General features: G+C 67.3%; 15 protein-coding genes. 9 read left to right on the top strand and 6 right to left on the bottom strand.

Features of this window, described 5'->3' with window-relative positions; translation table 11 throughout:
• The first annotated feature begins 21 nt into the window (after positions 1-21).
• The 9 genes from kdpC to VSR72_RS40535 all read left to right on the top strand — a co-directional run bounded on the left by kdpC (position 22) and on the right by VSR72_RS40535 (position 10,257).
• Complete coding sequence (gene kdpC / locus VSR72_RS40575; RefSeq protein ID WP_342957814.1) at positions 22-600, top strand: potassium-transporting ATPase subunit KdpC; 579 nt, start codon at positions 22-24, stop codon at positions 598-600.
• Positions 601-732: 132 nt separating this feature from the next.
• The gene (locus VSR72_RS40570; RefSeq protein WP_342957813.1) at positions 733-3,612 is read left to right on the top strand and encodes a sensor histidine kinase KdpD; all 2,880 of its coding nucleotides are present in this window, start codon (positions 733-735) and stop codon (positions 3,610-3,612) included.
• Positions 3,605-4,303 carry a two-component system response regulator KdpE gene (gene kdpE / locus VSR72_RS40565; protein ID WP_028205706.1) on the top strand — a complete coding sequence of 233 codons (699 nt, stop codon included), beginning with the start codon at positions 3,605-3,607 and terminating at the stop codon, positions 4,301-4,303. The genes VSR72_RS40570 and kdpE overlap by 8 nt, the downstream gene beginning before the upstream one ends.
• A 102-nt stretch (positions 4,304-4,405) precedes the next feature.
• The gene (gene sugE / locus VSR72_RS40560) at positions 4,406-4,726 is read left to right on the top strand and encodes a quaternary ammonium compound efflux SMR transporter SugE (protein ID WP_254319094.1); all 321 of its coding nucleotides are present in this window, start codon (positions 4,406-4,408) and stop codon (positions 4,724-4,726) included.
• 212 nt (positions 4,727-4,938) lie between these two features.
• Positions 4,939-5,553 (top strand): DUF4126 domain-containing protein, encoded by a 615-nt coding sequence (locus VSR72_RS40555; RefSeq protein ID WP_042272294.1) that lies wholly within the window; start codon positions 4,939-4,941, stop codon positions 5,551-5,553.
• A 167-nt stretch (positions 5,554-5,720) separates the two neighbouring features.
• The gene (locus VSR72_RS40550) at positions 5,721-8,270 is read left to right on the top strand and encodes an FtsX-like permease family protein (RefSeq protein WP_342957842.1); all 2,550 of its coding nucleotides are present in this window, start codon (positions 5,721-5,723) and stop codon (positions 8,268-8,270) included.
• A gap of 107 nt (positions 8,271-8,377) precedes the next feature.
• Positions 8,378-8,788, top strand: a complete 411-nt coding sequence (locus tag VSR72_RS40545; RefSeq protein WP_158757369.1) for a group II truncated hemoglobin — start codon at positions 8,378-8,380, stop codon at positions 8,786-8,788.
• 147 nt (positions 8,789-8,935) lie between these two features.
• Positions 8,936-9,673, top strand: a complete 738-nt coding sequence (locus VSR72_RS40540; RefSeq protein WP_342957812.1) for an alanyl-tRNA editing protein — start codon at positions 8,936-8,938, stop codon at positions 9,671-9,673.
• On the top strand, positions 9,670-10,257 hold the full coding sequence (locus VSR72_RS40535; protein WP_342957811.1) for a DUF924 family protein: 588 nt from the start codon (positions 9,670-9,672) through the stop codon (positions 10,255-10,257). The genes VSR72_RS40540 and VSR72_RS40535 overlap by 4 nt, the downstream gene beginning before the upstream one ends.
• A gap of 19 nt (positions 10,258-10,276) precedes the next feature.
• Here VSR72_RS40535 and VSR72_RS40530 read toward each other — a convergent pair whose 3' ends face one another.
• The 6 genes from VSR72_RS40530 to VSR72_RS40505 all read right to left on the bottom strand — a co-directional run.
• Positions 10,277-11,023: an SDR family oxidoreductase gene (locus VSR72_RS40530; RefSeq protein ID WP_342957810.1), complete on the bottom strand. Its 747-nt coding sequence runs from the start codon at positions 11,021-11,023 to the stop codon at positions 10,277-10,279.
• Between the two features lie 58 nt (positions 11,024-11,081).
• On the bottom strand, positions 11,082-11,666 hold the full coding sequence (locus VSR72_RS40525; RefSeq protein WP_342957809.1) for a TIGR00730 family Rossman fold protein: 585 nt from the start codon (positions 11,664-11,666) through the stop codon (positions 11,082-11,084).
• 13 nt (positions 11,667-11,679) lie between these two features.
• Positions 11,680-12,402, bottom strand: coding sequence for a TetR/AcrR family transcriptional regulator (locus VSR72_RS40520; RefSeq protein ID WP_254336471.1), 723 nt, complete (start codon positions 12,400-12,402; stop codon positions 11,680-11,682).
• Between the two features lie 195 nt (positions 12,403-12,597).
• Positions 12,598-13,299, bottom strand: coding sequence for a diacylglycerol kinase (locus tag VSR72_RS40515; protein ID WP_342957808.1), 702 nt, complete (start codon positions 13,297-13,299; stop codon positions 12,598-12,600).
• 116 nt (positions 13,300-13,415) lie between these two features.
• Positions 13,416-14,447 (bottom strand): glycosyltransferase family 1 protein, encoded by a 1,032-nt coding sequence (locus VSR72_RS40510; RefSeq protein ID WP_342957807.1) that lies wholly within the window; start codon positions 14,445-14,447, stop codon positions 13,416-13,418.
• Between the two features lie 79 nt (positions 14,448-14,526).
• A partial coding sequence (locus tag VSR72_RS40505) for a UDP-2,3-diacylglucosamine diphosphatase (RefSeq protein WP_342957806.1) occupies positions 14,527-15,384 on the bottom strand: 858 nt, incomplete at its 5' end.

Here is a 15,384-nt window from a genome sequence, read left to right as displayed (position 1 = left end):
ATAGATACATAGGAAACCAAAATGAAATCGCAGTTTCGTCCTCTGATCGTGATCTTCGCCGTGCTGACGGTCATCACCGGCCTCGTGTATCCGGCCGTGATGACCGCGTTCGGGCAGGCCGCGTTCCATCGCCAGGCCAACGGCAGCCTCGTCGAAGTCGATGGCAAGGTGGTGGGCAGCGCGCTCATTGGCCAGCAGTTCGATGCGCCTCAGTACTTCTGGGGGCGTCTGTCGGCAACCTCGCCGATGCCGTACAACCCGACGGGCTCGGTCGCCTCGAACCTCGGGCCGACCAACCCGGCGCTCGCCGACGAGATCAAAGGCCGCATCGCCGCCCTGAAGGCCGCGGGCACCGATGTCTCGCAGCCGATTCCCGCCGACCTCGTGACGTCTTCGGGCAGCGGGCTCGATCCCGAGATCTCGCCGGCCGCGGCCGCCTACCAGGTAGCGCGCGTGGCGCAAGCGCGCCACCTGAGCGCGAACGACGTGCAGGCGCTCGTGGACCGCTACACGAAGGGCCGCCAGTTCGGCGTTTTTGGCGAGCCGCGCGTGAACGTCCTCGAACTGAACCTCGCGCTCGACGGCAAAGAGGTTAGCTAAGCGAGAGCGTTGAGCCGCCCCGCACGCTCGACGCCTCGTGCGCCGAGCGTGCGGTTTGCCATTTCCGCGCCGCGGTGAGACGATCTTTCGTGCCCCAGGTACAACCCGCGTGAAATTGATTCCGACTTCCGCATGAACCGCCCCGATCCCGACGAACTGCTCGACCGGCTGCAGCGCGACGAAGAAAAACGCCGCCGCGGCAAGCTGAAGATTTTTTTCGGCGCGTCAGCGGGTGTCGGCAAGACCTATGCAATGCTGCAGGCCGCGCGCCGCCGCGCCGAGGAGGGCGTGGACGTGGTGGTCGGCATCGTCGAGACGCATGGGCGCAGCGAGACCGCTGCGCTCACCGCCGGCCTCGACGTCATGCCGCGCCAGCGCATTGCCTACCGCGGGCGTCTGCTCGAAGAGTTCGATCTCGACGCCGCGCTCGAACGCAAGCCGCAACTCGTGCTCGTCGACGAACTCGCGCATTCGAACGTGACTGGCGCGCGCCACATGAAGCGCTGGCAGGACGTGTACGAACTGCTCGACGCGGGCATCGACGTCTACACGACCGTCAATGTGCAGCACCTCGAGAGTCTCAACGACGTGGTGGGGCAGATCACGGGCATTCGCGTCTGGGAGACCGTGCCCGACCGCGTGTTCGACCGCGCCGACGAAGTCACGCTCGTCGACTTGCCCGCCGAAGAGCTGCTCGACCGCATGCGCGACGGCAAGGTCTACATGCCGGCGCAGGCCGAGCGCGCGGTGCGCAACTTCTTTCGCAAGGGCAACCTGATCGCGCTGCGGGAGCTGGCGCTGCGCCGCACGGCCGACCGCGTGGACGCGCAGATGCGCGAGTACCGCGCCGACCGCTCGATCCAGCATGTGTGGCAGGCGCGCGAGCGTCTGCTCGTCTGCGTGGGGCCGGGGCCCGAGGCGAGTGCATTGGTGCGCGCCGCCGCGCGGCTCGCCGCGAGCCTGAAGGCCGACTGGATCGCCGTGTATGTGGAGACGCCTAAGCTCCAGCGTTTGCCTGACGCGACGCGCGAGCGCACGCTTGCCGCACTCAAGCTCGCCTCTGAACTGGGCGCCGAAACGACGACGCTTGCCGGCGAGGACGCCGCCACCACGCTAGTCGGCTACGCGCGGCTGCGCAATGTCTCGAAGCTCGTGGCGGGCGGCTCGTTGCGCACGGGTTTTTCGCGTTGGGTGAAGCGCCCGTTCGGCGAGCGCCTGGCCGAAAAAGCCGGCGACGTCGATCTCACGCTCGTGCGCGCGAGCGCGGGCGACGCGGTGCGCTCGGGCAGCGAGCCTGGCGCGGCAAGCGCCGCAACCCGCGCCGCCAACGCGTGGCGCGAGGCGCTCGCGGCGGGCGGCGCCGAGCGCTCGCCGCCACGCGCCTATGCGGCCGCGCTCGTGATCTGCGCTTGCGTGACGCTCATCGCGAGTCAGTTGATCGACCGTATCGACCTCGCGAATCTCGTCATGCTGTATCTGCTCGGCGTGATCTTCGCGGCGACGAAGCTCGGGCGCGGGCCGGGCGTGATGCTCTCGTTCGCGAGCGTTGCGGCTTTCGACTTCTTCTTCGTGCCGCCGCGCATGTCGCTTTCGGTGAGCGATACGCAATATCTGCTGACCTTCGTCGGCATGCTGCTCACCTCGCTCGTCATCAGCCATCTCACGTCGAGCCTGCGCCGCGAGGCGAGCGTCGCCCAGCGGCGCGAGCAGCGCACCGGCGCGATGTACGCGATGGCGCGCGAGCTGGCCGCGGCGCTCACCACAGAGCAGATCGTGGCGATCGGCAGCCGCCACGTGAGCGAGGTGTTCGGCGCGCGCGTGGCGCTGCTGCTGCCCGATAGCGCCGACAAGGTGCAGCAGAAGATCGAGGAGCCCGATCCGAAAATCATGCTCGACGCCGAAAATCTCGACATCGACGTGGGCCAGTGGGTGTACGACCAGCAAAAGCCCGCGGGCAACGGCACCGATACGCTGCCGGCGGCCGTGGCGCGCTACCTGCCGCTCAAGGCGCCGATGCGCACGCGCGGCGTACTGGCCGTCGTGACGCGCGACGCGCGCGAGCTGCAGGTGCCCGAGCAGCAGCGCATGCTCGACGCGTTCGCCGCGCAGATCGCGCTCGCGCTCGAGCGCGTGCACTACGTGGACATCGCGCGCGATGCGCTCGTCAACATGGAATCGGAGCGGCTGCGCAACTCGCTGCTCTCGGCCATCTCGCATGACCTGCGCACGCCGCTTACGGCGATCGTTGGATTCTCGTCGATGCTCGCGCAAACCCACGAGCCCGAGGATGCGCAAGACCCGCACTCGGGCGAGCTGATCGAGGCGATCCACGACGAGGCGCTGCGCATGACGGGCATCGTCACGAACCTGCTCGACATGGCGCGCCTGCAGGCGGGCAGCCTCAAGCTCAATCGCCAGTGGACGTTGCTCGAGGAAACCGTGGGCGCCGCGCTCGCCGCCTGCCGCCGCGTGCTCGCGCGGCATCCGGTGCAGGTGAAGCTGGAGGAGGGCTTGCCGCTGCTCCAGCTCGACGCCGTGCTGATGGAGCGGCTTTTCTCGAATCTGCTCGAGAACGCGGCCAAGTACACGCCCGCCGACACGCCGCTCACCATCGCCGCGCGCCGCGTGGAGGAGGGCGGCCAGCCGTTCGTGCGCGTCTCGATCGAGGACAACGGGCCCGGCTTGCCGCCGGGCATGGGCGAGCGCGTGTTCGAGAAGTTCACGCGCGGCGAGAAGGAGTCGGCTAAGCCCGGCATCGGGCTCGGACTCGCCATCTGCCGGGCGATCGTCGAGGCCCACGGGGGTACAATCGGCGCGGCGAATCGCGTCGCCGCCGACGGCCGTGTGGAAGGCGCGACCTTCTGGTTCGCGCTGCCCGTGGAATCGCCGCCGCCGCTGCCCGCCGATGTGACGGATGTCACGGAGGCACACGAAGCGCTTGAGCCGCTCGAGCCGCTCGAGATGCCGGCCGCCCCCCAAAATAACGTCGATCCCAAACCCGCCAATGAGTGACCCGAGCATCGCCGTCGTTCTGATCGAAGACGAAAAACAGATTCGCCGATTCGTGCGCGCAACGCTTGAGGGCGAGGGCATCGTCGTGCACGACGCGGAGACCGGCAAGCAGGGCCTCGTCGAAGCGGCCACGCGCAAGCCCGACCTCGTGATCGTCGATCTGGGCCTGCCCGACACCGACGGCCTCGACGTGATCCGCGAACTGCGCGGCTGGAGCGATCTGCCCGTGATCGTGCTTTCGGCTCGCACCCAGGAAAGCGAGAAGGTGGCCGCGCTCGACGCCGGCGCCGACGACTACCTCACGAAGCCATTTGGCGTCTCCGAACTGCTCGCGCGCATTCGCGCGCAACTGCGCCGGCGCAACCGCGGTGGGGCGAACGAGGCGCCGCAGGTGAGCTTCGGCGCCGTGAACGTCGATCTGGGGCTGCGCCAGGTCACGCGCGAAGGCGCGCCGGTGCATCTCACGCCCATCGAGTACCGCCTGCTCGCCACGCTCGTGCGCGACGCCGGGCGCGTGCTCACGCACCGGCAACTGCTACGCGAGGTCTGGGGACCGTCGCATGTGGAAAGCAGCCATTACCTGCGCATCTATATGGCGCATCTGCGGCAGAAATTGGAGCGCGACCCCGCGCAGCCGGAGCACATCATTACGGAGACGGGCGTGGGGTATCGGCTGGTCGGCGTACAGTAAGCGTGCACGACCTTGGTGCTATAATTACAGGTCTGTAAGGACGGCCTTGCAGACTCTTATGTCATCGGGGACGGCCCCATTTTTTCAAATGGAGCGTTCCCCATGTCCTGGTTTCTTCTCCTCATCGCAGGCCTGCTCGAAGTGGCGTGGGCCGCCGGTCTCAAGTCTTCCGAAGGATTCACGCGACTCTGGCCCTCGGTGTTCACCGTGGTCACGGCGCTTGGCAGCTTCGTCCTGCTCGCCATGGCCATGCGTCAACTGCCGCTCGGCACCGCCTATGCGGTCTGGACGGGCATTGGGGCCGTCGGCGCGTTCGTGTTCGGCATCGTCATGATGGGCGAGGCCGTGAGCGCCGCGCGGGTGGCGAGCGCCGCGCTCATCGTGCTCGGCCTCATCGGCCTCAAGCTTTCTTCGGCCGCCTGATTAAATTCGCTGCGCATACATCGGTCCGGACCCTATGCCGCGGCCGCGCAACACCGCTGCGGCACCGCAGCGAGCGTGGCTATAATGGAACGGTCATAACCCGATAACACTCCGCGCCGCATGAGCGGCGAGCGTGTGCGCGTTGCGCGCCTGCTCTCCCGCTTCACGCGTGGAGCGCTGGCGCCCCGGCCGCGCCGCGCGAGGAGGCAGCCATGCTGGAACCACTTTCGCTAGCAGCGGGCCTGTCCTGGGGCAGCGGCCTGCGCCTCTATCTCACGGTGTTGATGGCCGGCGTACTGCAACGTCTCGGCCTGATTCACCTGCCCGACACGCTTGCCGTGCTCGCTTCGCCGTGGGTGATCGGCATCGCCGCCGCGCTCACGGTGCTCGAATTCCTCGCCGACAAGATCCCCGCGTTCGATTCGCTCTGGGACGCGGTGCATACCTTCATCCGCATTCCGGCCGGGGCCGTGCTCGCGGCCGGCGCGCTCGGCCATGCCGATCCGGCGCTGCTGACCGTCGCCGCGCTGGCGGGCGGCACGCTCGCTGGCACAGCGCATCTCGCCAAGGCGGGCACGCGCGCGCTCATCAATCTTTCGCCTGAACCGGTGTCGAATGTCGTCACCTCGAGCGCCGAGGACGGCATGACCTTCGTGGGCGTGCTGCTCGCGTTCTTCGTGCCGCTGCTCTTTCTCGTCATGCTCGTGGCGTTCCTCGTGCTCGCGGCCTGGGCGCTGCCGCGTCTGTGGCGCGGCGTGCAGGGCGGTTTTCGCGGCATGGCGACGCACATGGTTTCGCGCCTTTCACTGCGGGGTCGTCACGATTGAGCGGCGGCGCGCCTTCTTCCAACGCAAAGCCTCCGCGCAGCGAAGGCGGACCGGGCTTCGTCGAGGCTGAGCCGACGGGTGCCGCCGGCGGGCAAGGCGGCCCGCGTGGGACTGCGGCCTTGCGCAGCACGCCAGGCTGGTCCGATCTCGTGCATCTTGCCGCGCGCATGACGGCGCGCGACTGGCGCGCGGGCGAACTAACCATGCTGCTGCTCGCGCTCGTGCTCGCCGTGGCGGCGCTCGCCAGCGTAGGTTTTCTCGCCGACCGCCTGCAACGCGGCCTCGAACGCGACGCCAGGCGCATGATCGCCGCCGATTTCATCGTGCGCGCGGATCATCCCGTCGATCCCATGTTCACGCACGAGGCGCAATCGCTCGCGCTGCGCACGGCGACCACGGCAATCTTTCCGAGCATGGTGAGTTCGGGGGCGCCGCAAGCTGCGGCAGCGGCGGGCGCTTCCGCCGCCCCGGGCGCCACAGCCACGCGCCTTGCCGCCGTCAAGGCCGTCTCGGCGGACTATCCGCTGCGCGGCGCGCTGCGCATCGCCGCGGCGCCCGGCGCGCCCGATCACCCGGCGCAAGGCATTCCGCCGCCAGGCACAGTCTGGGTGGACGACGAACTGCTCGACGCGCTCAAGCTCCATATTGGCGACACGGTGAAGGTCGGCACGCGCACCTTCACGGTGAACGCGCTCATCACCAAAGAACTCGACCGCGGCTTTTCGTTCGTAAACTTCTCGCCGCGTCTCATGATGCGCGCGGACGAAGTCGCATCGACCGGGCTGCTCGGCTATGGCAGCCGCGTGACTTACCGCCTGCTCGTGGCGGGCCCCGATCCGGCCGTCGCACAGTTCGCGTCCTGGGCGCGTGCGCGCGTGGATGGCGGCAAGATGCGCGGCGTCGCGCTCGAATCGCTCCAGGACGGCCAGCCGCAGGTGCGCCAGACGCTCGACCGCGCGCGGCACTTCCTCACGCTCGTCTCGCTCCTTACGGCGCTGCTCGCGGCGGTGGCGATCGCAATGGCCGCGCATCGCTATACGCGCCGCCATCTCGACGCCTGTGCTGCCATGCGCTGCCTCGGCGCGAGCCAACGCACGTTGCGCACGCTCTTCGTGCTGGAATTCGCCGGGCTCGGGCTCGTGGGCGGCGCGGTTGGCGTCGCGCTCGGCTACGCGGGCCATCTCGCGCTACTGGCGTGGCTCGGCAATCTCATCGACGTCGTGTTGCCGCAGCCCGGCCCGGTGCCCGTGCTCGAAGGCATCGCCGCGGGTCTCGTGCTGCTGCTGGGCTTCGCGCTGCCGCCGCTCCTGCCGCTCACGCGTGTGCCGCCGGTGCGCGTGCTGCGCCGCGAGTGGGGCGACGAGGGGCGCGCCGCGTGGGCAGCGTATGGCGTTGGCATTGCGCTCTTCGCGGGGCTGCTCGTGCTCGCGGCGGGCGAGTTGAAGCTGGGCGGCATCGTCGCCGGCGGTTTCGCGATCGGCCTGCTCGTGTTCGCCAGCGTGGCGCGCGCGGCGCTCTGGTGTGCGGCGCGCGTGGCGCGCAGTGGGCGTCTCTCCGGCCAGGCGCGCGCGGGCGTGGGGTGGCGCTATGCGCTCGCGTCGCTCGAACGGCGGCCGGGCGCGAGTGCGCTGCAAATTACGGCGCTCGCCATCGGCCTCATGTGCCTTTTGCTGATCGCGATGACGCGTAACGACCTGGTCGAAGGCTGGCGCAAATCCACGCCGCCCGACGCGCCCAACGAATTCCTCATCGACATCCAGCCCGACCAGCGCGACGCCGTAGCCGCCTGGCTGCGCACGCATGGCATTGCTGGCGGCGCCGACAGCGATCTTCAGCCGATGGTGCGCGGGCGCCTCATTTCGATCAACGGCAAGCCCGTGAATCCCGACTCGTACAAGAGCGAGGACGCGCGCCGGCTCGTCGATCGCGAGTTCAATCTCTCGTACACGACGAAGCTGCCCGACGACAACCGTATCGAGGCGGGCGCCTGGTACGGCGATTCGAGCACGCCGCAACTCTCGATCGAACAGGGCCTGGCGAAGCTCATCAACGTGAAGCCCGGTGACGTGCTCAAGTTCGACGTGACGGGCCTCGAAGTGACGGCGCCGGTGACGAGCGTGCGCAAGCTCGACTGGGGCTCGTTCAAGGTGAACTTCTTCGTGCTGATGCCGCCCGAGTTGCTGCGCGATTTTCCGGCGACGTACATCACGAGCTTTCACCTGCCGCCTGGGCAGCGCGAGGTCGTGGACGGTCTCGTGGCCCGCTACCCCAACGTCACCGCGATCGACATCGCGCCGATTCTCGCGCAGATCGAGCGCGTGCTGGAGCAGGTGATCGGCGCGGTGCAGTTCCTCTTTATTTTCACGCTCGCCGCCGGCGTGCTGGTGCTCTACGCGGCGCTCGCGGGCACGCGCGACGAGCGCATGCGCGAGTCGGCGCTGCTGCGCGCGCTGGGGGCATCGCACCAGCAGGTGCGCGCAGTGCAGGTGGCCGAATTCGTCTCCGTGGGCGCGCTCGCGGGGCTCATGGCGGCGATCGGTGCGCAGGCCGTGGGCTCCGTGCTCGCCACGCACGTGTTTCTGTTCTATCTGCCGTTCGATCCGTGGCTCCTGCCGGCCGGCATCGCGGCGGGCGTGGTGTGCGCGGGCGTGGGCGGGTGGATCAGCCTGCGGCACGTGCTCGCGCGGCCCGCACTGCAGTCGCTGCGCGACGCGTAGTGCCGCAACCCGCGGCAACCCGCCGCGCGCCGCTATGCGAGAATTGTTGGTTTCCGGCAGCGCGTTTGCACGTGTAGCCGTCCCTCTTTTTGTTCTGATTCAACCGTATGACCGATCCAGCCGACGAAGCGCCGCAAAAACCCACGGCCTTCGAACTCGTCGGCGGCGAGGCGCGTGTGCGCGAGCTCGTCGACCGTTTCTATGACCTGATGGACCTCGAGGCCGATTTCGCGGGCATCCGCGCGATGCATCCGCAAACGCTCGACGGTTCGCGCGACAAGCTGTTCTGGTTCCTTTGCGGCTGGCTTGGCGGCCCGGACCACTACATCGAGCGCTTCGGCCATCCGCGCCTGCGCGCACGCCATTTGCCGTTCGCAATCGCTTCGTCCGAGCGCGACCAGTGGCTGCGCTGCATGGCCTGGGCAATGGAAGACGTGGGCCTGCCGGAGCCGCTGCGCGAACGCCTGCTGCACTCGTTCTTCGATACCGCCGACTGGATGCGCAATCACCCCGGCTGACTTGTTGCGCTCGATTGTGCCGGTGCGTGAGCCAGTACAGTCAGGCACTCGCGCATCGCGGCCGTCCGGCGGGGTGTTTCGGCTCGCGGCCATAATGTTTCTTTGGCTCGTGTGAGCAGCCATCAGCAAAACAAGGAGACACCCGCAATGACGACCACCCGCGCGCTCTTTCGCGAAGACGCTTATCTCACGCAGTGCGAAGCGACCGTGCTTGCCGTTGGCGAGGACGGCGTGCGGCTCGACCAGACCGTGTTCTATCCGCTCGGCGGCGGCCAGGCCGGTGACGCCGGCGCGCTGGTGCTCGCCGACGGCACGCGCATCGAGATTGCCGACACGCGCAAGGCGAAGTTCGAGGGCGCGACACCCGACGACGCGCTGCACGTTCCTGCGCCCGGCCAGGAAGCGCTGCTCGCGCGTCTCGCCGCGGGCGCGCGCGTGCGCGCTGAAATCGACTGGGCGCGCCGCCACCGGCACATGCGCCTGCATACGGCGAGCCATCTGATGTGCGCGGTCCTCCCATACCCCGTGGACGGCTGCAGCATCACGACCGACTATGCGCGCCTCGACTTCGCGACAGTCGAGCCGATCGAGCGCGACATGGTGGAGGCGCGGCTTGCCGAACTCGTTTCGGGCGCGCACGCGGTGGCGACCGAATGGATCACCGACGATGAGATGGCGCAACGTCCCGAACTCGTGCGCACCATGAGCGTGAAGCCGCCGATGGGCTTGGGTCGTGTGCGCCTCCTGCGTATCGATAACGTCGATTTGCAACCTTGCGGCGGCACGCACGTGCGCAACACGCAGGAAATTGGCGCGCTGCGCGTGGCGAAGCTCGAAAAGAAGAGCGCGCGTACGCGGCGGCTCGTGCTGGAACTTGCCGAATGAGTCTGGATCCTCGCGCCCGCGAAGTGCTCGACTTCTGGTTCGGCGAGCCGGGCTCGGAGGAGTTCGGCCGCGAGCGCAAGATGTGGTTCCGCAAGAACGCAGCGTTCGACGCGAAGTTGCGTGAACGCTTCGGCGCGCTGCTCGACGCCGCGTGCGCGGGCGAACTCGACGCGTGGTGCGAGACGCCCGAGGGTGCGCTCGCAGTGCTGATCGTACTCGACCAGTTCTCGCGCAACTGCCATCGCGGCACGCCGCGAGCGTTTTCAGCGGACGACAAGGCGCTCGGCATCGCACGGGCGATGGTGGCGAGCGGCGCAGATCTGCGGCTACCCACGCTGCAGCATCGCTCATTCGCGTATTTGCCGTTCGAGCATGCCGAAGATGCCGAAGCGCAGCGCGAATCGCTGCGTCTCTTCGGCGAGCTGGGGAAAGATCCGGAAGGAAAGGGCTACTACGATTACGCGGTGCGGCACGCGAACATCATCGAGCGCTTTGGGCGCTTTCCGCATCGCAATGCGCAACTGGGCCGCGCGTCCACCGACGAGGAAACTGCGTTCCTGCGCGAGCGCGGTTCGTCGTTCTAGCTGAAACCGGCGAGCTTGTTCAGCGTCCGCCGCTCACGTCGAGCAGGGCGCCCGTGACGTAAGACGCTGCGTCGCTCAGCAACCACACGATCGTTTGCGCGACTTCGTCGGCGCTGCCGGGCCGGCCAAGCGGCGTTTGCGCACCGAGCACGGCGGCGCGATCCGGGCGGCCGCCGCTCGCGTGGATTTCGGTGTCGATGAGGCCGGGGCGCACCGCGTTCACGCGCACGCCCTGCGGGCCGAGTTCTTTCGCGAGGCCGATCGTCATCGTGTCGACTGCGCCTTTCGACGACGCGTAGTCCACATACTCGTTAGGCGAGCCCAGCCGCGCGGCAGCAGAAGACACGTTGACGATCGCGCCGCCGTCGCCGCCGCGATCCTTCGACATGCGGCGCGCCGCTTCGCGTGCACACAGAAACGCGCCGTACACGTTCACGTCGAACATGCGCTTCAGACGCTCTGCGCTCATGTCGGCGACCTGGCTGCCGGGCGCCACAATGCCTGCGTTGTTCACGAGCGCATCGATGCGGCCATAGGACGATTCGAGCGCGTCGAACATCGCAATGACATCCGCTTCGCTCGCCACGTCGCCGCGCAGTACGCGCGCGTGGCCGCCTGCGCGGCCCACTTCGGCGGCGGTTTCGTCGGCGGCCGGTTCGTTGTGCAGATAGTTGACGCCCACGGTCCAGCCGTGCGCGCCGAGCAGACGCGCCGTCGCGCGGCCAATGCCGCGGCTTGCGCCGGTGATCAGGACAACCTTGCTCATCGCGATGCACTCATCGTAGTGACTGCGGTTTGTCGAGGGGCAGCGCCTTGCGGCTAGATCAAACGTTCTCGCGCAAGTCCGCCCATTTGTCTTTCTCGGGCGCGTGATAGCGCTTTATCTTTGCGATCAGCGCGACAGGGTCGCTGTCGGTTTGCAGCATGTCGAGGTAGGTCTCGCGCATGAAGCCTTCGCGCACCGTGTGGTCGAGCAGCGCCATGAGCGGATCGTAGAAGCCGCTAATGTTCAGTACGCCCACGGGCTTGCGGTGATAGCCAAGCTGCGCCCAGGTATAGACCTCGAACAGCTCTTCGAGCGTGCCCGCGCCGCCGGGCATGGCGACGAAGGCGTCGGAGAGGTCGGCCATCATCTTCTTGCGGTGGTGCATGTCGGGCACGACGTGCAGTTCGGTGAGGCCCGCATGGCCCACTTCCTTGTCCACCAGCAGCTCGGGGATCACGCCGATGGCGCGCCCGCCGCCTGCCATCACGGTGTCGGCGATCACACCCATCAGGCCGACCTTGCCGCCGCCATAGACGAGCGCGAGGTTCGCGTCGAGGAGCGCGCGGCCAAAGGCTTGGGCGGCTTCGGTATAAACCGGATTGGCTCCAAACGAGGAGCCGCAATACACGCAGACTGCTTTCATTCGGCTTCGGCCTTTATTCCCGGTTGTCCTTGGCGGCGCCCGCGCCTTCGCGCGGCGGCAGGTAATCGTAGAACTCGCGCTTGGGCAGCTTGCCCGAAACGAGGTCGTCGAACAGCTCGCGCGCGCGGCCGCGCAGATACGGCGCCATCAGCGAGACGATCTGCACGCTCACCTGGTGCAGCTCGTCGCGAATCGCTTCCTGGTCGTTGTACTTTCGCGGGTTCATCACAAACTGGTACGAGAGCCAGTAGGTGGCGATCACGCCGATGTTGGTCGAGATCACGTCGATCTCGGCGGGCGTGGCGACCATGTCGCCGTCTTCCATGAGCTGCTCGCAGAACTGCTTCGCGAAGTGCACCTTGTGGCTGATGATCTGCTTGAAGTGCATCTCGAGCGTGCGGTTGCGCGCGAGCAGGTCGTTCAGGTCGCGATACAGAAAGCGGTAGCGCCACGTGAAGTCGACCATGTACTGCAGGTACGCCCACATCTCGTCGATGGTGGCGCGATGGTCCTCGGGAAAGCGCAGACGCTTTTCGATCTCCTGCTCGAACTGGCTGAAGATGCTGTTGATGATGTCGTCTTTGTTGCGGAAGTGGTAGTACAGGTTGCCTGGACTGATCTCCATTTCCTCGGCGATGGTCGTTGTGGTGACGTTCGGCTCGCCGATCTCGTTGAACAGTTTCAACGACAACTCAAGAATCCGTTCGCGTGTACGGCGGGGAGGTTTGGCATCCATGTCGTCCGGCCCTGAAAATGCTGTGCCGGGCGCAGGCGCCCGCTCGTATGTTGCGGTGCGCGCGGCCCGGACGCGGTTGGTCGTTATAAGACTGTCGTTCGATTATAAACCGACGGCCCGCACGCACCGACAGCTTGCGTCCGTCAAGAACGTGGGGAAGGGCGGGCCCCCCGCTCTACGCGGGGGTGCGGGGCGCTAGAGTACGCCGATGCCGTGCAGCAGCAGCGGCCCGAAACGGGGTACGAGAATCAGCCCCCACGTCAAGACGCAGAGCAGCAAGGCGAGCGTGACGGCCGCGCTGCCGAGGTCCTTGGCGCGGCCCGAAAGCTCGTTGCGCTCGAGACCGATACGGTCCACCGCGTTCTCGATGCTCGAATTGAGCAATTCGACGATCAGCACGAGGATCACCGAGCCGAGCAGCAGCACGCGCTCGACGGGCTCGACCGGAATGAACACGCCGATCGGCACGAGGATGGCCGAGAGCGTGAGTTCCTGGCGAAATGCGCTTTCCTCGCGGATGGCGGCGCGAAAGCCCTTGATCGAGTACTTGAGCGCCTTCCACGCGCGCGTGATGCCGCGGTTGCCCTTGTACGGGTTGAAGGGCAGCGGGGCGAGCGGATCGTCGGGGCCGAGCGGTTCGTGCAGGTGCGGCGACTCGGGCGGCTCTTGTGCGGCTGCTCTCGGCGCTACAGGCGTTGTGGGACTGGCGGGCTCGCTTGCGGATGCGGTTTGCGGCGCGACGCCAGGCACCACAGTCGTAGAAGCCGGCGCGCGCGGATCGAGCGCTTCGGCGGCGCGTGCGGCGCGCGTCGAGGCGCCGGCACTCTGGCGGGCTGGCGGACTGTTACTGCGTGCGCCATGGGCGCTATGCGGCGGTGACGGAGGACGTGGCGTCATGGTGGTGCCAGGTAGAACCCCAGTATCGCACGCGTGGGAGGTGGTTGCGCCGGGGCCGTCCGTATCCCCGGCGCGTTCGCGAACAATCGAAGCGCGGACCATCGCCGGCCTCGTGCTCAGGCCGCGGCGCTGGAAGGCTCCATCGACGCGCCCGAGCGCGGCTTGAGATGCGCCGCGAATTGCTCGGAGGCGGCGCGCCACGAGAAGCGCTCGGCCCAGGCGCGCGCCTCGGCGCGGTCGATCTTCAACGCTTCGAGGCACGCTTCGCGCAGGTCTTCGTTCATCGAGCCCGCGCCGCCCGTGCCCAGCACGTCGATCGGGCCCGTCACCGGGTAGGCGGCCACGGGCGTGCCGCATGCGAGCGCTTCGAGCAGCACGAGACCGAAGGTGTCGGTGCGGCTCGGGAACACGAACACGTCGGCGGCGGCGTAGACCTTCGCCAGTTCGGGCTGGCTCAGGACACCCAGGTAATTCGCCTGGGGATAGCGCGACTTCAGCTCGGCGAGCGCCGGGCCTTCGCCGCACACCCACTTAGAGCCAGGCAGATCGAGCTTGAGAAACGCCTCGACGTTCTTCTCGACGGCCACGCGGCCCACATACAGGAAGATGGGGCGCGCGGTGTTGAGCACCTTCGACTCCATCGGCCGGAAGATGTCGAGATCCACGCCGCGCGTCCACAGCACGACGTTCGTGAAGCCGAACTTCTCGAGGTCGGTCTTGACGACCGGCGTGGGCGCCATCACCGCGAGCGAAGGCTTGTGGAACCAGCGCAGGAAGCGGTAGGTCGCCGAAAGCGGAACGCCGAAGCGCGCCTGCACGTACTCGGGAAAGCGCGTGTGATAAGCGGTCGTGAACGGCAGGTCGTGGTCGATCGCGTAGCGGCGCGCGGCGAGCCCGAGCGGACCTTCGGTTGCGATGTGGATCGCATCGGGCCCGAATGCGCTGATGCGCTCCTTCAGATGCCGCTTCGGAAACAGCGAGAGCCTGATTTCCGGGTAGGTGGGGCACGGAATCGTGCGGAACTCCAGCGGCGTGAGCAGTTCGACCTGATGCCCGAGCGCGATCAGTTCGCGCGTCGTGTTCTTCAGCGTTCGAACCACGCCGTTGACCTGCGGCTCCCATGCATCGGTCACGATCATTACTTTCATCGGTCGTCGGCCCTCTTGTTGTTCCGTCGTGCGGTTATCGCTGCGGTTATGGCTGCTGCGTAGCGGTATCAGTTGACACTCAAGCGGCGCTCACACGCGCCTTGCGCGTCGAGACCTGCGCCTCCGGCGCGCGCTTCACCGTCCAGTAGACGATGCGCAACTCGCCCTCGAACGTTTCGACGAGCGCGGACAGGCTCTCCACCCAGTCGCCGTCGTTGCAGTACAGAATGCCGTCGATGTCGCGGATCTCGGCCTTGTGGATGTGGCCGCACACCACGCCGTCGCAGCCTCGGCGGCGCGCTTCGTCGGTCATCACGCGCTCGAACGAGGAGATGAAGTTCACCGCGTTCTTGACCTGATGCTTGAGGTACTGCGAGAGTGACCAGTACTGGAAGCCGAGCTTCGCGCGCACGCGGTTGAACCAGCGGTTGAGCAACAGGATCAGCGTGTAGGCCGAGTCGCCGAGATAGGCGAGCCACTTGGCGTGCTGAATCACGCCGTCGAAGAGATCGCCGTGCACGACCCACAGGCGTTTGCCGGTGAGCGTCGTGTGAAAGGCCTCCTCGCGCACGTGGATGTCACCGAACGCGAGATTGCAGAACTGGCGCGCGCTCTCGTCGTGGTTGCCCGGAATGTAGATGACCTGGGTGCCCTTGCGCGCCTTGCGCAGCACCTTCTGCACGACGTCGTTGTGCGCCTGCGGCCAGTACCAGCCCTTCTTCAGTTGCCAGCCGTCGATGATGTCGCCCACGAGGTACAGATACTCCGACTCGTTGTGGCGCAGAAAATCGAGCAGATACGACGCCTGGCAGCCGCCCGTGCCGAGATGGATATCGGAGAGCCAGATCGTGCGGTAGCGGGTGGGGTCGGGGTGATCGTCGTCGTGGGAGTCGGCGGTGGGGCCGTCGTCGATCGACGAGGGCGGCAGGGGCGGGAC

It is taken from the genome of Paraburkholderia sp. JHI869 (assembly GCF_038900775.1).
GTDB lineage: Bacteria > Pseudomonadota > Gammaproteobacteria > Burkholderiales > Burkholderiaceae > Paraburkholderia.
Note: the sequence above shows the minus strand (reverse complement) of the source record. Positions and strands in the feature narration are given on the sequence as shown.